This is a genomic window from Nocardioides alcanivorans, from assembly GCF_021555175.1.
Classification (GTDB): Bacteria; Actinomycetota; Actinomycetes; order Propionibacteriales; family Nocardioidaceae; genus Nocardioides; species Nocardioides alcanivorans.
Genome location: NZ_JAKGRW010000011.1, coordinates 1 through 18,664 on the forward strand (window position 1 = coordinate 1; position 18,664 = coordinate 18,664).

General features: G+C 69.7%; 22 protein-coding genes and 1 pseudogene. 13 read left to right on the plus strand and 10 right to left on the minus strand.

The genetic code is table 11. The features are described 5' to 3' along the window. Positions 1-106: 106 nt before the first annotated feature. Both L1066_RS28425 and L1066_RS05715 read left to right on the plus strand, forming a co-directional pair. On the plus strand, positions 107-259 hold the full coding sequence (locus L1066_RS28425) for a P1 family peptidase (RefSeq protein ID WP_376707644.1): 153 nt from the start codon (positions 107-109) through the stop codon (positions 257-259). Beyond that, complete coding sequence (locus L1066_RS05715) at positions 231-407, plus strand: hypothetical protein (protein ID WP_235735397.1); 177 nt, start codon at positions 231-233, stop codon at positions 405-407. Before L1066_RS28425 ends, L1066_RS05715 begins: the two co-directional genes overlap by 29 nt. 217 nt (positions 408-624) lie before the next feature. Here L1066_RS05715 and L1066_RS05720 read toward each other — a convergent pair whose 3' ends face one another. The 6 genes from L1066_RS05720 to L1066_RS05745 form a co-directional block, all read right to left on the minus strand. Then, positions 625-1,164 (minus strand): hypothetical protein, encoded by a 540-nt coding sequence (locus tag L1066_RS05720; RefSeq protein WP_235735398.1) that lies wholly within the window; start codon positions 1,162-1,164, stop codon positions 625-627. Positions 1,165-1,346: 182 nt separating this feature from the next. Next, the gene (locus L1066_RS05725) at positions 1,347-1,694 is read right to left on the minus strand and encodes a hypothetical protein (protein ID WP_235735399.1); all 348 of its coding nucleotides are present in this window, start codon (positions 1,692-1,694) and stop codon (positions 1,347-1,349) included. A gap of 51 nt (positions 1,695-1,745) precedes the next feature. Continuing rightward, positions 1,746-2,192: a sigma-70 family RNA polymerase sigma factor gene (locus L1066_RS05730; RefSeq protein ID WP_235735400.1), complete on the minus strand. Its 447-nt coding sequence runs from the start codon at positions 2,190-2,192 to the stop codon at positions 1,746-1,748. A 6-nt stretch (positions 2,193-2,198) separates the two neighbouring features. Beyond that, positions 2,199-3,326 carry an alpha/beta hydrolase gene (locus tag L1066_RS05735; RefSeq protein ID WP_235735401.1) on the minus strand — a complete coding sequence of 376 codons (1,128 nt, stop codon included), beginning with the start codon at positions 3,324-3,326 and terminating at the stop codon, positions 2,199-2,201. Continuing rightward, entirely contained in the window at positions 3,244-3,864 is a 621-nt protein-coding gene (locus tag L1066_RS05740; protein ID WP_235735402.1) for a TetR/AcrR family transcriptional regulator, read from the minus strand. The genes L1066_RS05735 and L1066_RS05740 overlap by 83 nt, the downstream gene beginning before the upstream one ends. After that, positions 3,861-5,174 carry a flavin-containing monooxygenase gene (locus tag L1066_RS05745; RefSeq protein WP_235735403.1) on the minus strand — a complete coding sequence of 438 codons (1,314 nt, stop codon included), beginning with the start codon at positions 5,172-5,174 and terminating at the stop codon, positions 3,861-3,863. Before L1066_RS05745 ends, L1066_RS05740 begins: the two co-directional genes overlap by 4 nt. A gap of 139 nt (positions 5,175-5,313) precedes the next feature. Between L1066_RS05745 and L1066_RS05750 the strand changes: the two genes are divergently transcribed. Together L1066_RS05750 and L1066_RS05755 are read left to right on the plus strand one after the other, a co-directional pair. Then, on the plus strand, positions 5,314-6,081 hold the full coding sequence (locus L1066_RS05750; protein ID WP_235735404.1) for an SDR family NAD(P)-dependent oxidoreductase: 768 nt from the start codon (positions 5,314-5,316) through the stop codon (positions 6,079-6,081). After that, positions 6,081-6,851 carry an SDR family oxidoreductase gene (locus L1066_RS05755; RefSeq protein WP_235735405.1) on the plus strand — a complete coding sequence of 257 codons (771 nt, stop codon included), beginning with the start codon at positions 6,081-6,083 and terminating at the stop codon, positions 6,849-6,851. Before L1066_RS05750 ends, L1066_RS05755 begins: the two co-directional genes overlap by 1 nt. Here the strand turns inward: L1066_RS05755 and L1066_RS26465 are convergent. Together L1066_RS26465 and L1066_RS26470 are read right to left on the minus strand one after the other, a co-directional pair. Continuing rightward, entirely contained in the window at positions 6,797-7,798 is a 1,002-nt protein-coding gene (locus L1066_RS26465) for an FAD-binding protein (protein WP_312007127.1), read from the minus strand. The genes L1066_RS05755 and L1066_RS26465 overlap by 55 nt on opposite strands. Beyond that, positions 7,705-8,259: pseudogene (locus L1066_RS26470) on the minus strand (FAD-dependent oxidoreductase); the annotation flags it as partial. The pseudogene L1066_RS26470 and the gene L1066_RS26465, both read right to left, overlap by 94 nt. A 27-nt stretch (positions 8,260-8,286) precedes the next feature. On the opposite strand from L1066_RS26470, the gene L1066_RS05765 reads away from it, so the two are divergent. The 5 genes from L1066_RS05765 to L1066_RS05785 are packed head-to-tail and all read left to right on the plus strand — an operon-like array spanning position 8,287 to position 13,309. Continuing rightward, complete coding sequence (locus tag L1066_RS05765) at positions 8,287-9,477, plus strand: CaiB/BaiF CoA transferase family protein (RefSeq protein ID WP_235735406.1); 1,191 nt, start codon at positions 8,287-8,289, stop codon at positions 9,475-9,477. 29 nt (positions 9,478-9,506) lie between these two features. After that, positions 9,507-10,412 carry a cyclase family protein gene (locus L1066_RS05770; RefSeq protein WP_235735407.1) on the plus strand — a complete coding sequence of 302 codons (906 nt, stop codon included), beginning with the start codon at positions 9,507-9,509 and terminating at the stop codon, positions 10,410-10,412. Then, complete coding sequence (locus L1066_RS05775; RefSeq protein ID WP_376707645.1) at positions 10,351-11,382, plus strand: MmgE/PrpD family protein; 1,032 nt, start codon at positions 10,351-10,353, stop codon at positions 11,380-11,382. Before L1066_RS05770 ends, L1066_RS05775 begins: the two co-directional genes overlap by 62 nt. Next, positions 11,316-11,840, plus strand: a complete 525-nt coding sequence (locus L1066_RS05780; RefSeq protein WP_376707646.1) for an MmgE/PrpD family protein — start codon at positions 11,316-11,318, stop codon at positions 11,838-11,840. The genes L1066_RS05775 and L1066_RS05780 overlap by 67 nt, the downstream gene beginning before the upstream one ends. Continuing rightward, positions 11,837-13,309: a dihydroorotase gene (locus L1066_RS05785; protein WP_235735409.1), complete on the plus strand. Its 1,473-nt coding sequence runs from the start codon at positions 11,837-11,839 to the stop codon at positions 13,307-13,309. The genes L1066_RS05780 and L1066_RS05785 overlap by 4 nt, the downstream gene beginning before the upstream one ends. A 78-nt stretch (positions 13,310-13,387) precedes the next feature. On the opposite strand, the gene L1066_RS05790 is transcribed toward L1066_RS05785, so the two are convergent. Further along, positions 13,388-14,314 carry a VOC family protein gene (locus L1066_RS05790; RefSeq protein WP_235735410.1) on the minus strand — a complete coding sequence of 309 codons (927 nt, stop codon included), beginning with the start codon at positions 14,312-14,314 and terminating at the stop codon, positions 13,388-13,390. 17 nt (positions 14,315-14,331) lie between these two features. Between L1066_RS05790 and L1066_RS05795 the strand changes: the two genes are divergently transcribed. From L1066_RS05795 to L1066_RS05810, 4 genes are read left to right on the plus strand one after another with little or no spacing between them, the layout of a single operon-like run. Next, on the plus strand, positions 14,332-14,700 hold the full coding sequence (locus L1066_RS05795) for an MDR/zinc-dependent alcohol dehydrogenase-like family protein (RefSeq protein WP_235735411.1): 369 nt from the start codon (positions 14,332-14,334) through the stop codon (positions 14,698-14,700). Beyond that, complete coding sequence (locus L1066_RS27530; RefSeq protein ID WP_312007131.1) at positions 14,636-15,130, plus strand: zinc-binding dehydrogenase; 495 nt, start codon at positions 14,636-14,638, stop codon at positions 15,128-15,130. Before L1066_RS05795 ends, L1066_RS27530 begins: the two co-directional genes overlap by 65 nt. Next, on the plus strand, positions 15,130-15,351 hold the full coding sequence (locus tag L1066_RS05805; protein WP_235735413.1) for a zinc-binding dehydrogenase: 222 nt from the start codon (positions 15,130-15,132) through the stop codon (positions 15,349-15,351). Before L1066_RS27530 ends, L1066_RS05805 begins: the two co-directional genes overlap by 1 nt. Next, complete coding sequence (locus L1066_RS05810; protein ID WP_235735414.1) at positions 15,348-16,151, plus strand: SDR family oxidoreductase; 804 nt, start codon at positions 15,348-15,350, stop codon at positions 16,149-16,151. Before L1066_RS05805 ends, L1066_RS05810 begins: the two co-directional genes overlap by 4 nt. Positions 16,152-16,838: 687 nt before the next feature. Here L1066_RS05810 and L1066_RS05815 read toward each other — a convergent pair. Next, positions 16,839-18,422 (minus strand): HNH endonuclease signature motif containing protein, encoded by a 1,584-nt coding sequence (locus tag L1066_RS05815; protein WP_235735415.1) that lies wholly within the window; start codon positions 18,420-18,422, stop codon positions 16,839-16,841. Positions 18,423-18,664 lie beyond the last annotated feature (242 nt).

Below are 18,664 nucleotides of genomic sequence, written 5' to 3' on the forward strand. Positions count from 1 at the left end.
ACCTGCCCGACCTGCGCCGCCCCGACGTTGCCGAGGCGGCAGCAGCGAGGAGCCGCCGCGAAGGAACTTCCCCTGTCGCGCGGGCGCCACTCGCCACCACGATCGGGTGATCGCCACCGACGCGACCCTGACCGAGGCGCAGTGCCAGAAGATGGCGGGCATCGGCCACGACGGGCTGGCGCGCGCGATCAACCGGTGCACACCATGTTCGACGGCGACACCCTCTTGCGATGGCCACCGGCGCCCGCGAACCCCGTGACGTCTTCGGCTACCAGGAGCTCCTCACGCACGCCGACGCGGTGGTGACCCGGGCCGTCGTACGCGCCGTCGTGGCTGCCACCTCGACCCCTGACTCCACCCCGCCGATGCGCTGTTACCGGGAGGCATTCGGCACCGCCTTCGCATGACCTCCCCGCAACGTCCTGCTCAGCGACTGCGGACCGACTTCCACACCTCACCGTCGGTGCTGACCAGCACCCGGTCACGGTCAGGGTCGCAGCCACGAGAAGATGGGCATCGGAACTGACGTTGTGCATGTCGAGCTGCGTCCTCGAATCCGATCGGCTCGATCTCGCGAAGATCGCTGCCGTCGGGGAGAGCCCTTGAAGAGCTGGGGCCGGTCATTCAGTTCCCGCCGAGCAACGCCATCACGAGCTCACCGTCTTCACGGATCATCCCGCCGAGATAGAACCGGGGGTCCAGGTCCACGTCGCGCGCCGCGCTCGTGCCGTCCGGGAAGAGTCGGACGACTCGCTGCACCGGGAACAAGGTGGCTCCGTCGCCGCCGAGCAGGATCACCCTGGTCCCGGGAGCCGCGCTCGGGACGAACGCCGTGAGATGTCCACCGCGGTCGGCGTCGTTGCGCATCCGGGTGTCACCGCCGTCGTCACTGGTCCACATCGAGTTCTCCCCCTCGGCGGTCAGGCCGCTCCGGTCGGCGAACACCGTGCGCAGCCTCTCACCCTCTGGCATCGGCACCGGATGGGTCGTCGCGGCGCGCGCATCCACTGCCCTCAGCGCCACGATGGGTACGCCGCTCCCATTGACCTGGGTCAGCAGCTCACCCTCCCCCAGTGGTCCCTCATCGGTCGACGCGTGCAGCATGATCTCGCCGTCCGCGTCGAACAGCCGAGGTTCGGCGCCGGGCTTGAACGGAGCAAACACGAACCTCCCCGCCCCCAGCAGCCGTCAACCTTCCTTCGGGCCGGATCGCGAACATCACGCGCTCGTCACCGGTCTTCACCACGAGCAGCTGCTTGAGTCCATCGCATGCCTTGGTGCACGCCCAGACTCCGGCCACCACGTCCTCACCGGGGGCCAACGTGAACTGGGTGAGATAGGAGTCCTCACCCTCGAACCACGCGGGCTCCTGCGCCAATGGCCTCCCGTCGTCTGGCGGACGCTCCCGGCCCTGCGTGGCCGACTCCTTCGGCTCGGTCGACGCCGTCTGGCTTGGCCCCTCGCTCCGGTGTCCCGGCCGGGGCACCGGCATCGTCATCCCCTCCGGCTCCGAGCCACACGCCGCCCAGCACCGCGAGCACGGCCAGGACCGAAGCGCCGCCCGCCAGCGCGTGCCGGCGGCGGCTGCGACCCACGCCTGCGGCTCGCAAGAGCCCGAAGGCCGGCGGTTGGACGTCGGCAGCCACATCGTGACCGAACTCGGGGTCGTTCAGCAGGTCGTCGATGTCAGGCATGGGTCTCCTCCTCGTTGGCGAGCAACGCAGCCAACGCCGTCCGCCCGCGGCTCAACCGAGCCTTGACCGTGCCGACAGGCACCCCAGCGTGTCGGCAACCTGCTGGATCGGCAGGTCCGTCAGGTAGTGCAGGGCGAGGGCTTCGCGCTGCCCAGTCGGCAACGCCCGCAAGGCCTGGACGAGCGCCATCCGTTGAGTGGAGAGTTCCGGGTGCAGCGGTGCTATGGCGTGGGTGACTCCCAAGCGCTCACCGAGTTTGCGGCGCCGGTGTCGCGAACGTGCGCTGTTGACGGCCACCGTGCGCAGCCACGCTTCGGGGTTCTCGACACGAGCGAACTGCCCCGGCCTGGAGGCGGCCTGCACGAACGCCTCCGCAACGACCTCCTCCGCCTCGGTGAGGTCGCCGCACACGGCGTACAGCTGGCCGACGAGGCGGCGGTAGGAGGCCTCGAAGCACTCCTGCACCCGATCCATCCCCATGCCGGTCCTCTCCGTCACGTCGACTCACACCCCACACGACCCCCGAGCCGGGTGAAAGGTTGCGTCATCGTGTCGAGAACCGCGGGTTCGCGCGATCCAACTGAAGGTTGGCGCGATCCAACTGAAGGTTCGCGGGTCAGGAGGGGTGGTGGGGGTGAGGTGTCGGCGCAGGAAGTGCAGCGCATGCTCGACTGCGGGCTGGTGCCACGGCTTGCCGGGGAACACGTCGAAGTGGTCGCCCGGGTAGTGGCGTACCTCGGCGCGGGCCCTGACCGCTGCTGCCATCGAAGCCTGCGGCGGCGCGCTGCGGTCGAAATCGGCGACCTGGACCAGCACCGGGCAGGTGATCTGGGCAGCGGCCTCCAGCGGCGCCTTCGTGCCGAGCTCGAGGCTCACGTCGGCAGCGACCTCGTTGCGCCAGGTGGGGCCGGCAATCGACAGGTAGTCCTCGTAGGCACCCGAGAGGGTGAGCGCGCCCGGCTGCCCGGGGTGCGCCACGACGGGCATCATCACCGGTCCACGTCCGACCTTGGTGGAGAGGCGGGAGCCGATGCCGGTCAGGCTCGAGCGCACCAGCTGCCCGACCGAGTGGTGCGGCAGTGCGTGCTTGGCCGCGGCCATGCCGTCGACCATCGGCACCACGCTGATCACCGCGGCGATGCCTTCGGTGTCGGCGGCGATCCGCAGCACGTGACCACCGGCCAGGGAGACGCCCCACAGCACGATCCGTTGCGGGTCCACGCCGGGCAGCTGTGCCGCGGCACGTACGGCGGCGCGCCAGTCCTCGACCTGCGCCCGGGTCGACACCACTTGACGAGGCGTTCCCTCACTGGCGCCGAACCCTCGGTAGTCGAAAGCGAAGGCCTCCACGCCCGCCGCGGCGAAGGCGCTGGCGAAGGGCACCAGCCCGGAGTCGACCGTGCCGGCCAGCCCGTGGGCCAGCACGACCACGGGACGACCGGCCGCGGTGCCGAGTTCGTCGTGGGCGGCCGGGATGTGGAAGCCGGCGCACCGGGTGCCGCCGGACTCGAAGGCGACCTCATGGGGGTCGCGATGTCGATGTCGATGCTCATGATCCGTAGATGCTCCTGACCCAGATGGCGACGAGCGCAGCGATCCGCTCGTCGGTGGTGTGTGCTCCAGCGCGCGCATGGCTCTCCATCGCGCGGTCGTTCAGGTCCAGCAGGGCCGTGGCCAGGGCCTCGGCGTCAGGCCCGTCGACAGCTCGGCCGCCCGACCTCTCGTCGCGGATCATCGCCGCGACCGCCGGGACGAACGAAGCCCGATCGGACTCCCACAGCTCGGTCACGACCGGGTTGGGGCCGCGAGCCGTCAACATGGCGAGGTAGAGCGGCAGCCGATCGCCGACCGACGCGAGCAGCGCTCGCAGTGCGGCCTCGATCCGTTCAGCAGGATCGCGGGAGACGTCGAGCAGGATCTCCCCCGCGGCGGCGGACTCGGCATAGTGCTGGTCCATCAGCGCGGCGACTGCGATGGCCTTGCTCTCGAAGTAGAAGTAGAACGCCGACCGGGTCACCCCGGCCCGTCGGGAGATCTCTGCGATCTGCACGTCCTCCAGCCCGACACCCTCCTTCAGCATCTCCTCGAGGGCAGCCAGCAACGCCGTCCGTCGCTCGTCTCCCCGCTTGGGACCGCGACGGTCGAGGCGATCGGCAGCAGCGCTGCTCATCGCACCCGGGCCCGACCCTGCGGCAGCTCCTTGGTGCGCAGGTCGTGCTCATAGATGAAGTAGTCGAGCTGTTGCGTGTGCCGCGCGCTGGGGACCATGTGGGCGGTGTACTTCTCCTGGTCGGCCGTGATGACGCGTTCCATCTCGTCGACGCCGGGCAGCTCGTAGTTGCCCGTGAGGTGCGCCGCCACCAGCCGCGCCTGCGCCTCCACGAAGGGGAACAGCGTCGGGGTCGCCTGCGCGAAGCCCACGAAGGCGAGGTCGTCGACACCGGGCTTGAAGATCCGCTTGAAGAGCCGGATCTGGTTGTCGGGTGCCGAGATGAACTCCGGGTCGAAGAACGGGAAGGTGATGTTGTAGCCGGTGGCGTGGATGATCACGTCGAAGTCGGCGCAGCTGCCGTCCTCGAAGTGCACCGTCTCGCCCTCGAAGCGGCTGATGTTGCCCTTGGCCGTGACGTCGCCGGAGCCGAGACGCAGCGGCAGCTCGACCGACTGCGTCGGGTGTGCCTCACCGAACTTGTGGTTGGGCTTGGGCAGGCCGTAGTTCTCCGGGCGTCCTGAGATGAACGGCTGGCCGACCTGCGACATCCAGCGCTGCCACGACAGCGGGATGTGCGGCGAGGTCTTGTAGTACTTGTCGGCCGGGACCCCGGCGAGATACTTCGGCACCACCCATGCGCCGGAGCGCGTCGACAGGGTCACCTCGGTCTCGAGGGCCCGGGACGAGAGCTCGACCGTGATGTCGGCCGCGCTGTTGCCGATGCCGATCACGAGGATCCGCAAACCGTGGAAGTCCATCGGCGTGCGCGGGTCGATGTAGTCGTGCGAGTGCATCTGGATGCCGGTGAACTCACCGGGGAACGACGCCATCCGCGGGTCCCAGTGGTGCCCGTTGGCGACCACGAGGAACTCGAACTCCTCGACCGCGCCGTCGAACGTCTCGATCTCCCAGCCACCGCCTGCCTTCGGCCGCGCCTGCTCCACGCCGGTCTCGAAACGGATGTGGCGGCGTACGTCGAACGCATCGGCGTAGTCGTCGAGGTACTGCTTGACCAAGGTGTGGTGCGGGAAGTCCGGGTAGTGCTCCGGCATCGGGAAGTCCTTGAAGGACAACTGGTGCTTCGAGGTGTCGATGTGCAGCGAGCGGTAGGCGCTGCTGTGACCGTTGGGGTTGCCGAAGGCCCAGTTTCCACCGACCCGGTCCGACGACTCGAAACAGGTGATCGGCACGCCGTAGTCGAGGAGCATCTTGCTTGTCGTCAGGCCACTGATGCCGGCGCCGATCACGGCGGTGCGAGGTGCGCTCATCGCGACTCCCAATCAGTTGGAGGGGCGAGTTCCGACCCCGCGGTGATGTCACCCTCGAAGCGTCAGGGGTGACGTGACTCACTTTAGGCACTAGAGTTGACACACGTCAATTAATCTCGACAAGAGTCAGGACCTGCACATGAGCAACCCGCGCACCACGGTCGTGATCGGTGGGGCCTCCGGCCTCGGGCGATCCACGGCAGCACACCTCGCCTCCCTCGGCCACCGCGTGACCGTCGCCGATCTCGACGGCCCCGGAGCCGCCGACGTTGCTGCCGACCTGGACGGCAACCACCTCGGCGCAGCCGTCGACGTCACCGACGAGACGAGCGTGGCCGCGCTCTTCGACCGGACCGTCGACCACTTCGGCGCCTTCGACGGCGTGGTCAACTGCGCTGGCGTGAGCACCCTGGCTCCCGTCGTCGACCACGACGCGGCCGAGTTCCGTCGCACCGTCGACGTCTGTCTCAACGGCTCCTTCCTGGTGCTCAAGCACGGCGGCAAGCGGATCACCGACGGCGGCGCCCTGGTCTCGCTCGCCTCCCTCAACGCTCGCCAGCCCGGCCCCGGCCTGGCCGCCTACTGCGCCGCGAAGGCCGGTCTGGTGATGCTCAGCCAGGTCACCGCACTCGAGCTCGGGCCGCGGCGGGTGCGGGTCAACACCGTCTCCCCCGGCCTCGTCGTCACCCCGTTGACCGCTGGCGCCGTCGAGATCCCGGGCGTGCGCGACGACTACATCGACAACACCCCCTTGGGCCGCAGCGGGGAGCCCGACGAGATCGCCCGGGCCGTCGCCTACCTGCTCGACGCGGAGTGGGTCACCGGCGAGAACATCGACATCAACGGCGGTGCCCACCTCGCCCGCTACCCCGACCTCCCCGGCCTGATCACCAAGGCCTTCGGTTGATGCAGTCCCCCTTCCGGACCGACCTGCTGACCGGATCGGTGGCGCTGGTCACCGGCGGCGCCACCGGCCTGGGCCTCGAGGTGGCCCGGCAACTGGGCAGCCACGGCGCCGCCGTCGCGATCTGCAGCCGCAAGGAGCCCAACCTGCGCGAGGCCGTGGCGACCTTGCACGCCGAAGGCATCCGTGCGACGTACGCCGTCTGCGACGTGCGCGACGCCGAGCAGGTGCGCGCGGCGATGGACGCCGTGCTCTCCGGGCACGGCAGGCTCGACATCGTGGTCAACAACGCAGCCGGCAACTTTCCTGCCGCGGTGGCCGAGATGAGCACGAACGGGTTCCGGGCGGTCGTCGACATCGACCTCGTCGGCACCTTCAACGTCTCGCAGGCCGCGTACGTCGCCTGGTTGCGCGAGCACGGCGGCTCGGTGGTGAACATCTCGGCGGCGACGCAGTACCGGGGCATGGCGCAGCAGGCCCATGTCACGGCTGCCAAGGCGGGCATCGATGCCTTCAGTCGCAGTTGCGCGATCGAGTGGGGCCCCGACGGCATCCGGGTCAATGTCGTCGCGCCGGGCGGCATGGCGGGCACCGAAGGGGTGCGGCGAGTCGCCGGTGGCGACGAGAAGTCACGTTCCGGCAACGCTCCGCTCCGACGTCTCGGCACCACCACCGAGGTCGCTCGGGCCGTGCTCTACCTCGCCAGCGACGCCGCCTCCTACGTCACGGGCGCAACGCTGGTCGTCGACGGCGGTGGCTGGCTCACGACCTGATCCGCCAGACGCACCCCCAACAGCCGACCGAGCGTGAGCGCCGGCGTGAGCAGCATGCCGCCGCAGAAGCTGTTGCCGCAGGTGGCGGCAGCACCGATCACCTCACCGACGGCGAAGAGGCCGGGCACGACCACACCGGCCTCGTCACGCACTCCGCAGTCGGCGTCCGTGTCGAGGCCTTGGAAGGTGACCAGCGTGATCGCGTGGTTGCGGATCGCATAGAAGGGCCCCCGCTCGATGGGCGCCGGCAGGTGCATGCGCCCGAAGTCGGGGTCGACTCCCGTCACCACCGCGGCGTTGTAGGCGCGGACCGTGGCGGCCAACCCGTCGGGGTCGATGCCAGCGGCCTCGGCCAGGGCCGACACCGACTCGGCCGCATGCACACCGGGGCGCGCGTTGGCCATCGCCCGCACCTCCTCGGGCTCCTTCCCGACCACGATCTGCTGCTCCCCCGTGGCAGCAGCAAGTGCGCGGTCGTCGAAGACGGTCCAGAACGTCTGCTCGGGCACACTGGTCAGGGCACGCTCCTTCTCGTCGATCGAGGGCTCGTCCTCGGCCACCCAACGACTGCCCTCACGATCGACGTAGATCTCCCACGGCGGGCGCTCGCTCGTGAGCCGTTGCCGGTCGTGCCAGTTCGCTCGCCCCGGCGAGATCGGGTCGGGCAGGCCACCGAAGGTGGGCAGGTGGCTGCCCGCCCCCTGGAGCCCGGCACCGATCGACCGTCCGAGATGGATGCCGTCACCGGTCGAGGTGCGCGCCCCTGCCGACACCAGCGGCACCCCTCCAGCTCCTCGAACAGCTCCGGGTCGGCGGCGTAGCCTCCCGTCGCCAGCACGACGTACGCCGCCTCGACGGTCTGCTCCCGACCGCGGCGGAGCACCTCCACCCCGGTCACGGGTGACTCCCCGCCGCCGACGAGCCCGGTCACGGCGGCGCCGGTCCACAACTCGAGGCCATGGGACGCGCGGACCTCGGCGACCTCGGCCTCGAGCACGGCGAGGATCGACAGTCCTTCGTCGACGCCATAGACGGTGCGGGGGATGCGGTAGGGCTCGTGGCCGTGAACGATCCGCGGCGTCGCGGGATCGAAGGCGAAGCCGCGGTCGGCCAGCCAGTCGACGGTCGCGGGTGCGTGCTCCGTGACCACCTCGACGATGTCGTCGCGCGCCGTCCCGCGGCTGATCCGCGCGACGTCGGCCCGGTGTTCGGCGGGTGAGTCGACGATGCCGAACTCCCGCTGGCGACGCGATCCGCCCGCGGCGAGGTGGCCGCCGCTGAGGTGCAGCGTGCCGCCAACCCGGTCGTCCTTCTCGACCACCAGGACCCGTGCACCCCCGCGGGCCGCGTGCAGGGCGCACATCAGACCAGCTGCTCCGGCTCCGACCACGACTACATCAACCCGCATGGTCCTAGATCATATATGATTCTTCTCATGGGTCCTCTGCACGGAGTCCGCGTCCTCGACGCGTCCACCATCCTGGCCGGTCCGCTGGCCTGCCAGCTGCTCGGCGACTTCGGCGCCGACGTCATCAAGATCGAGCACCCCACCGCAGGCGACGGGATGCGCGGCCACGGTCCGTCGAAGGACGGTGTGCCGATCTGGTGGAAGGAGATCTCCCGCAACAAGCGCACACTCGGGTTGAGCCTCAGCAAGGAGGACGGCGCCGACATCTTCCGGGCCCTGGCCGCCCAAGCCGACGTGATCGTGGAGAACTTCCGCCCCGGCACCCTCGAACGATGGGGCGTCGGTCCGGACGTCCTGCATGCGATCAACCCGGGTCTGATCATCGTCCGGGTCACCGGCTTCGGGCAGACCGGGCCCTATGCCTCCCGCGCCGGATTCGGCACCCTTGCCGAGGCAATGAGCGGATTTGCCCACCTCACCGGGCAACCCGAGGGACCACCCACCCTGCCGGCCTTCGGCCTGGCCGACTCGATCGCCGGCATCGCCGCATCCTCGGCAGTGTCGATGGCGCTCTATGCCCGGGAGAAGAACGGCGGCACCGGTCAGGTCATCGACCTCAACCTGCTCAACCCGATCATGACCGCGGTCGGCCCCGGCCCATCGGTCTTCCAGCAGACCGGCGTCATCGGCGAGCGTCACGGCAACCGCTCCACCAACAACGCGCCCCGCAACACCTACCGCACCTCCGACGACCACTGGGTCGCGATCTCCACCTCCGCCCAGGCCATCGCCGAGCGGGTGATGCACCTGGTCGGCCACCCCGAGGTCATCGCCGAGCCGTGGTTCGCCGCCGGTCACTCCCGCGCCGAGCACGCGGACGAGCTCGACGAGATGGTCGGCTCGTGGATCGGTGCCCGCACCCGCGACGAGGTGGTCGACGCCTTCGCCGACGCCGGCGCTGCGATCGCCCCGATCTACACCGCCAAGGACATCGTCGAGGACCCGCATGTCCGGGAGACGGAACTGCTCGTCGAGGTCCCCGACGACGACTTCGGCTCCGTGCTCCAGCACAACGTGATGTGGGGGATGTCCGAGACCCCCGGCGCGATCCGCTTCACCGGCCGCGACCGCGGCCATGACACCGACGAGGTGCTCGAGGCCCTCGGGCTCGACCGCGAGACCCGTGACCTCCTGCGCTCCCGCGGCGCCATCTCCTGATCCCGACCCGTGAGGAACTGAACGCACCCATGGCAGCCACCAACACCCCGGCCACCAACACCACCGCACTCCTCCTCGACGCCGCCGCCCGCGGGCTGGAGGTGCACGACCTGGGCCGCACCCTGACGGTCGGGATGCCCCAGTCGCCCAATCACCCGGCGTACTGGCACGCGATGCCGCGCCGCCATGGCGACATGGTCCGCCCCGACGGCGGGTCCGCGGCCAACGACATGATCTCGATGGGCACCCACGTCGGCACCCACGTCGATGCGCTGGCGCACGTCTCGCAGGATGGCAAGCTGCACGGCGGGACCGACGCCGAGGCGGCGCAGGTCGGTGGGAAGTTCGTCGATCACGGCGCGCACACGATCGCGCCGATGGTACGTCGCGGGGTGCTGCTCGACGTGCCCGGAGCGCTGGGCGTCGGTCGCCTCGAGCCCGGCGAGGAGATCACGGTCGCCGCCCTCGAGCGGACCCTCGCCGAGCAGGACACCGAGATCCGCGAGGGTGACGTCGTGCTGGTGCGCACCGGCTGGGGACAACACTTCGACAACGGTGACGGCGACACCTACCGCGGCCTGTCGACCGGGGTGCCGGGCGTCTCGGCCCCCGGCGCCACCTTCCTGGCCGACTTCGGCATCCACGCCACCGGCGCCGACACGATCGCCTACGAGCAGCTCAAGCCGGGTGCCGGTCACGGGCTGCTCCCGGCCCACCGGGTCCTGCTCGTCGAGCGCGGCATCTACATCATCGAGGCGATGGACCTCGAGGGCCTGGCGGCTGCCGGCGTCCACGAGTTCCTCTTCGTGATGAGCCCGCTCAAGTTCTTCGGCGCCACCGGCTCCCGGTCCGCCCGTTGGCGGTGGTCGGAGCATGAGCGCCTGGTCCCCCGCCGCCGATGCCCAGCTCGCGGGCAACCCGACGTACACACCTGACGGTGGCCCCACGCTGTCCCAGCAGCTGGCGTCGTTCGCAGCGCACTGCGCAGCCGAGGGCGTGCCCGACGACGTCGTGCGTTCGGTCAGCCAACGCACCCTCGACGTGCTCGGCCTCTGCGTGGCCGCCCACCGGCTGCCGACCAGCGCCGCAGCCATCGGACACGTGCTCGACCAGGGCGGGCACCCGCAGGCGACCGTGGTCGGCGAGGGGACGTTGGTCAGCGCTGCCCAGGCAGCGTTCGCCAATGGCGTGCTGGCGCACTCCCTCGACTACGACGACACCCACCTGCCGTCGGTACTGCACCCCAGCGCCAGCGTGGTTCCCGCAGCTCTGGCCGCGGCCGAGCATGCCGGCGCGTCGGGCGAGCTCACCGTCCGTGCGATCGCCGTCGGCCTCGAAGTCGCGGTGCGGCTGGGCATGGCCGGCTACGACGCCGACCTCGGCAACTCGGTCTTCTTCGAGCACGGGCAGCACGCCACGTCGATCACCGGCGCGATGGGCGCTGCCGTCGCCGCTGCCATGGCCTACGGCCTCGACGAGCAGGGCATCGCCGATGCCCTGGGCCTCACCGCGTCCATGGCCTCCGGCGTCATCGAGGCCAACCGCACCGGCGGCACCGTCAAGCGGCTGCACTGCGGCCTGGCTGCGCAGGCGGGTGTCACCGCCGCCCAGCTGGTGCGGCGCGGCTTCACGGGTCCGCCGACGGTGCTCGAGGGCCGCTTCGGGTTCTTCGAGGCCTGGCTCCACGGCCAGTTCTTCCCCACTGCCGTGACCGACGGACTCGGCACCGAGTGGTCGGTGCCCGGGATCTTCTTCAAGCCCTACCCCGCCAACCACTTCACGCACACCACGGTCGACGCCGGGCGAGCCTTCCGGGAGCGCGGGGTCACCCCTCCGACGTGGCCCGGGTGGTCGTGGGGGTGGCCACCTCCACGGTGCGCACCATCGGCGAGCCCCTCGAGGTGAAGCGCAGCCCCGAGACCGGTTACCAGGCCCAGTTCTCCGGTCCCTACGCGTTTGCCGCCGGCCTGTTCGGCGGGGGCGGGCTGGGCACCGCACTCGACGACTACTCCGACGAACTCGCCCGGGACCCGGCCCGCCGGGCGCTGATGGCCAAGGTCGACGTGGTCGGCGACGAGCGGTGCAGCGCGATCTATCCCTTCCAGTTCCCGGCCGTGGTCACCGTGACCACCACCTCCGGCGAGGTGCTGGTCGAGGAGGTGCTGGCCAACCGCGGCGGCCCCGCCCGGCCGCTCTCCGACGAGGAGCTGGCCACCAAGTTCCGCGACAACGTCGCCGGGCGGCTGCCCGACGACGCTGCCGCAAAGGTGCGTGACGACGTACTCGCCCTGCAGCACGCCACCGACCTCACGTCGGTCCTTGAACCACTCTCCACCACCTTCCAGCGAGGAGCAGCCCAGTGAGTGAACTCGACCTGATCATCACCAACGTCTCGGTCGTCGTCGACGGCGAGAGCGAGCCGCAGTCGGTCGACATCGGCATCGTGGACGGAAGGTTCGTCCGGATCGAGGCCGGCCTCGATCCGGCGCTCGCCGTCGAGGTCGTGGACGGCGGCGGCAAGGTCGCCTTCCCCGGCGTCGTCGACGCGCACCAGCACTGGGGCATCTACAACCCGCTGCCGGAAGACGTGCGTACCGAGTCCCGCGCCTCTGCCCAAGGCGGTGTCACCACCTCGCTGTCCTACATGCGCAGCGGGCAGTACTACCTCAACAAGGGCGGCCCGTATGCCGACTTCTTCCCCGAGGTGCTCGCGTTGAGCGACGGCAATGCGCTGATCGACTACGCCTACCACCTGGCGCCGATGAGCAAGGAGCAGATCGGCGAGATCCCCGCGCTCGTCAGCGAGCACGGAGTGACCTCGTTCAAGGTCTTCATGTTCTACGGCAGCCACGGACTGCACGGACGCAGTGACGACCAGTCGGCGTTCCTCATGACGCCGCCCGGTGAGCGCTACGACTACGCGCACTTCGAGTTCGTGATGCGTGGCGTCCAGAAGGCACGCGAGGCGCACCCCGAGCTCGCCGACCAGATCTCGCTGTCGCTGCACTGCGAGACCGCCGAGATCATGTCGGCCTACACCAAGCTGGTCGAGGAGGAGGGCTCCCTGACCGGGCTGCCGGCCTACTCCGCCTCGCGGCCGCCACACTCCGAGGGCCTGGCCGTGACCATCGCCTCCTACCTCGCCCACGAGACCCAGCTGCCGACGATCAACCTGCTGCACCTGACCTCGCGCAAGGCCGTCGAGGCCGCGCTGACGATGGCTGCGGCGTTCCCACACATCGACTTCCGTCGTGAGGTCACCGTGGGCCACCTGCTCGCGGACTGCGACACCGCGCACGGCGTCGGCGGCAAGGTCAATCCCCCGCTGCGCCCGCGCGAGGACGTCGAGGCACTGTGGGGCTTCCTGCTCGACGGCAAGATCGACTGGGTCGTCTCCGACCACGCCTGCTGCAAGGAGGAGCTGAAGTTCGGCGAGCCCAAGGAGGACGTGTTCCTCGCGAAGTCCGGCTTCGGTGGCGCCGAGTACCTGCTGGCCGGCATGGTCAGCGAGGGCCGCAAGCGCGGCCTGTCCTTCGCCCGCATCGCCGAGCTCACGGCGACCAACCCGGCGCAGCGCTACGGCCTGGGCGGGCGCAAGGGTGCGATCAGGATCGGCCTCGACGCCGACATCGCCCTCGTCGACACCGACCACACTTGGACGGTGCGTGCCGCGGAGTCCGAGTCGACGCAGGAGTACACGCCGTTCGAGGGCGCCGAGCTGACCGCCAAGGTCACCGACACCTTCCTGCGGGGCAAGCAGATCATGACCGACGGCAAGGTCACCACCGACGAGCCCGGTGGCCTCTACCTCAACCGATCCGGCGTCAGCTGAGGTAACCGGCGCGGCAGCAGGACAGCGGCAGTCTGGTGTCTCTGAGTGACACCAGACTGCCGCTGTCTTTGGTGGGAGCTACTTCCGCTCCACCACCAGGTGCGGGGAGCCGAAGGGCGCGTTGACGGTCGCCGCGCGCGTCAACCCGTACGGCGGGAAGTCGAGGTCCACGGTCGCCGCGCCCGCCGCGGTGACCACATCGTCCAGGTCGTCGGTGAGCACGGCGAGGCCCAGCAACCCACGGCGCGGTGCAACGCTGCGGCCGGCCAACGAGCCACCGGCATCGGTGGCCAGGCCGTAGTCGACGATGTTGACATAGGTCTGCTGCCGGCTCGGTCCGACGGTCACCGACCGCACTCGGAGCTCCTCCTCCACACCCATGAGGGCCGAGAACGAAGCGTCGACGAAGTCGTACTCGTAGACGACCTCCCAGCCGAAGGTCTCGCGATACCAGTCCACCGTGGGCGCGGCGTCGGTGAGCGGAAGCGAGATGCTGATCGGCTCGCTCGCGATCCGGTCCCGCACCTCGGCGAAGTCGGTGAAGAAGCCGGCGTCGCCGTGCAGGAACGCGGTCACGACGTTGTCGGCACCCGTGTGGTGGGCCTCCTTGAAGGCCCCCTCGTTCGTCTCGTACGACGCCTCTTCGGTGTGCATCGCGAAGCCTGCGGCCGCCGCGTGATCGAGCGCCGCAGCAAAGTCGGGAACGTAGAAGTCGATGACCCGGAAGGCGTCACGGAGGATCCGGCCATCGGCGTCCCGCACCGGCTGCTGGGCCACGGGCGAGTCGGCGTCGAAGCGGACCAGCACCGCCCCCGTTTCGACGCCGGGCGTCTGCAGGGCGACCAGCTCGACGGGGCACTCGGTGCCGAAGAGGTGTCGGGCCTGCTCGGCGCCCAGGGAGGCGCCGCCAGTCACCTCCATGCCGAAGACATCGACCAGGAGGCGCTCGTGCTGGGCAATCTGCGCAGTGGAGATCAGCGGACCGTAGATCCTGGAACCCGTCATGTATATATTATATCTACATGACATCTTTGCTTGGAATGACCTCCCGGGCCGTCGCCGTCGCACGCACACCCGATGGTGCGCCGTCCGCCGACGACTTCGAGGTCGTCGAGCTGGACCTTCCCGCACCGTCCGACGGTGAGGTGGTGGTCCAGGTCGAGGCGCTGTCGCTCGACCCCTACCTGCGCTCGCTGCTCGATGTCGGGCACCTCGGCGAGCCCGCCGTCGGCATCGGCCAGACCCTGCCCGGCCGGGGCGTCGGCACGGTGGTCGAGAGTTCCTCCCCGGCCTGGCGATCGGCACGCGAGTCATCGCCGACGTCGGGTGGCGCGAGCACGTCGTACTCCCGGCGACGCAGGCGCAGCCGGTCACCGTGCCCCCGGGCGTAGCGACCTCTGCCGTCCTCGGCGTGCTCGGCATGCCCGGCCTCACGGCGTACGCCGCCCACACCCGCCACCTGCAGCCGGAGGCGGGCGACACCGTCGTGATCGGCTCGGCCACCGGTGGCGTCGGCTCCTCGCCGGCCAGCTCGCCAGGCTCGCCGGCGCTCGGACCGTGGCGCTCGTCGGCGACCGGGCGAAGGGTGAGATCGCCACCTCGCTCGGCTACGACACAGTGGTGGTGCGCACCGCTCCCGATTGGGTCGAGCAACTGCGGGCGGCCGCGCCCGAGCGGATCGACGGTTACCTGCACATGGGCGACCAGGCAGTGCTCGACGGCGTCATGGAGCACCTGGCGATCGGCGCACGCGTCTCGCTGATCGGCCTGATCGACCAGAGCAACGGCGCTCCCCGACCCGGCTCCGCGCCGGAGCATTGATGGCGGCTCGCGCGACGGCCCACGGCATGGTCGTCTACGACCACCAGGACCTCGCCGCCGAGCACGTCAGTCGCGTGGCCCCGTTGCTGGCGGACGGCCGCATCCACGCACCCGAGGACCGCTACGACGGTCTCGAACTGGCCGGCGAAGCCTTCGCCGCACTCATGTCTGGCCGCAACCGCGGCAAGGTGATCGTCCAGGTCTCCCAGGAGGAGCAGTGAACAACGTCGTCATCACCGGCAGCACCCAAGGGGTCGGCTTCGCACTGGCCCGCGAGTTCCGGCGCCGCGGCGCCGGCGTGGTCGTCACCGGCAGAAGACAGTCCAGCGTCGATGAGGCTGCCGAACGCCTGCGTCAGGAGCCCGGCTCCGGCACGGTCGTCGGCCGTACCGTCGACGTGAGCGACCCGGAGTCGCCCGTCGCCCTCTGGGAGGCGGCCATCGACGCCCTGGGCCACGTCGACATCTGGGTCAACAACGCCGGCTATGCGCACACCACCACGCCGATCGTCGACACCCCGACCGACGCCGTGCGCACGATGGTCGAGACCAACATGCTCGGCACCATCTTCGGGGCGCAGGCCGCCGTGCGCGGCATGAGCGCGCAAGGATCCGGCAAGGTCTTCAACGTGCTCGGCGGTGGCAGCGACGGCAAGGTCCGCCCCAACATGGGCGTGTACGGCTCCACCAAGCGCGGGCTCGACTTGTTCACTCGCGCGCTGGCCAAGGAGGTCGAAGGCACCGGGGTGAGCGTCGGCCAGGTCCGGCCGGGGATCCTGATCACCGAAGGATGGTTGCGCGAGGCCGCTGCCGACCCGGAGAGCGTGCGCTCGCAGCGCAGGATCCTCAACATCCTCACCGACCACGTCGATGACGTTGCACCGGAGTTGGTGGCACGGATGCTGGCCAGCACGAAGAACGGCGACGAGATCGCCTGGTTGACCACCAGCCGGATCGCGCGGCGCTTCATGACTCCCGGCATCAGCCGCAAGCGCGACGTCCTCGCCCGCTACGGCCTCTGACTCTCACCCCTGCCCCGATCCCGTCGAGCCGGACCCTCCGCCGCCCCACCCCGCCGTTGGTCGAGCTTGTCGAGACCCCTGCCGCACCCCCGCTGGTCGAGCTTGTCGAGACCCTGCCCCGGGCCGTGCCGTCCGGGGCAGCCTCCTCGCTGGGGCGGCGCGTCGTGCGCACGGCTCTTTGGGTGGGTTGCGTGGGGTGGGCGCCCGCCGCGGCCAAGCCCCTTGACGCTCCGTCGGCAACCCCGGACGTCCCACCCCGCCCCTGTACTCCGTTGGTCGGCCTGTACCCCGTTGGTCGGCCTGTACCCCGTTGGTCGGCCTGTACCCCGTTGGTCGGCCTGTACCCCGTTGGTCGGCCTGTACCCCGTTGGTCGAGCTTGTCGAGACCATGTACGCCTGTTGGGTCGACCTGTACGCCGTTGGTCGAGCCTGTCGAGACCTTTCCCCGCGGGTCAGAGGGGTCTCGACAGGCTCGACCACCGGCATCCTGTTCTCGAACCCACGCCATCCCCGCTGGTCGAGCTTGTCGAGACCACCCCGCCGCCCCACCTCGTTGGTCGAGCCTGTCGAGACCTGCCTCCGGTGTGTGGGCGTGCCTGTGCCCCGGGAGAGCGTGTGTTCTCCCGGGGTGGGCGGGTGGTGCTTGTTTGGCAGGCGCTGCTTGTGACCTGTGCTGCTCAGCTGGGCTCAGCTGGTGTTGGTGGTGGTGGTGTCGAGGGTTCCCTGTGGGGTGACCAGCCAGGTCCTGCCGTGCTGGCTGGTCCAGATATAGGTTCCGTCCCTGGTCCGGCGGTAGCGCCAGTGGCCGTGGGTTTTCATCAGGTGGTGACGTCGACACAACGGCGCGAGGTTCTCGGGCCGGGTTTGTCCGGGTGGGCCACCCTCACCGGGTGGTTGGTAGGGGTCGATGTGGTCCAGATCGGCGTCCCAGCTGGAACGTTCACAGTTGGGATACACACAGTGTGGGTCACGGAGTCGGACGAGGGTGTCCATCCATTCGGGTGGATCGTGACGATCCACCGCATCGGTGCGGTTCAGGTCGACGACTGGGGTGATGGTCGCAAGGGAACCGTGGCGGGTGATCCAGTCTCGTAGCTGGGTGGTGAGGACCTGCCCCAACCGGTCGGTGGAGGTGATCCCGTCGCCGTCCAACCCCAACTCGTGGGGGTCGAGGCCCAACGCGAACAGGTCCGCGAGGTTGACGTGGGCCATCACCCGCAACCCACGACGGCGTCCGAACGGGCCCGGTGTCGTCACCAACCGACCCGGCTTCACCCCAATCACCAGCTCGCCCAGCACCGGGTTGCCCAGCACCGGCTCGCCACCCGCCGCCGCAACGGCGGAAGAGGTGCCGGTACCGGTGCTGCTGCCGGTGCCGCTCTCGCTGTCGCCGATACCCGCGTCGATACCGATGTCGGTGCTGTCGGTGCTGCTGTCGTCGTCGGTGAGGGTGGGGTAGGTGAGGGTGGGTTGTTCGGTGTCGTCGGTGAGCCGCCCGATCGCCTTCGCACGCCGCTGGTTCACGTCGTCGGTGTCACCGAGGCGCCGCATGGCTTCGGCCTCGGAGTTGAGGAGATCCATGAACCGGGTGAGATCCAGCGAGTCGCCGACGGCTTGCAGCTCGGAGGTGCCGGCGATGCCGCCGGCTCCTTCTTCGTGTCCGGCGTGGGGGTGGTGCAGCCACACACCCCAATCCGCCTTCCCCTTCGCCGCGCTGGGGTCCTTCACCAGTTCGGGGTGGAACTTCGCGATCGCCATCGCCAACCACTTCTCAATCGTCGGCCACCCCGACAGGCCGGTCGCAGCGAGCTGCTCGTCGAACCACCGTGCAGCGGCGTACGACAACTTCCTCGTGAGTAGCGCGACACGGCGGGCGTTCCACCCCGGAACCTCCAGGGCCTCGACCTTCGCCCACAGCTGCGGCAACCGGTGCACCAGATCGAGGGCGTCGGCGACCAACGCGAACCCAGCAGCACGCGACATCCCACCTGATGCGGCGAGCTCCTCCACCGCGAACAACGCGACATCAGGAGTGCCGTCACCCGAGATCCTGTCTTCACAGTCGGTGGGGAACAGGGTCTCGTCACCCACCACCGCCTTCGGCTTGTCCGGAGACGGCGGGTGCATGATCGCCCACTGATAAGCCAAACGCAGCTTCTTGCGGACCATCTTCAACTCGACGACCCGGTCTTCGGCCAGGAAGCCGAGCAGCGTCCCGCCATCAAGGTCAGAGACCTCGTACGGCTGGTGCCGGGCGTCGATTTCGATCATGGAACCAGTCCAACATTTGACTCCGACACAACCCGACGATCACGAACTCAACCTGTGGACAACCACCGGCCGCGCTGCCGGAACGAGGTCTCGACAAGCTCGACCAACGGCGGCGGGGTCTCGACAAGCTCGACCAACGGGGTAGGCGCGGGGTCTCGACAGGCTCGACCAACGAACCGGGCTCGACATCCGAGGGGTGGGGCGGGGTGGTCACGAGGGGCGCGACCACTCGGCAAGGGCCC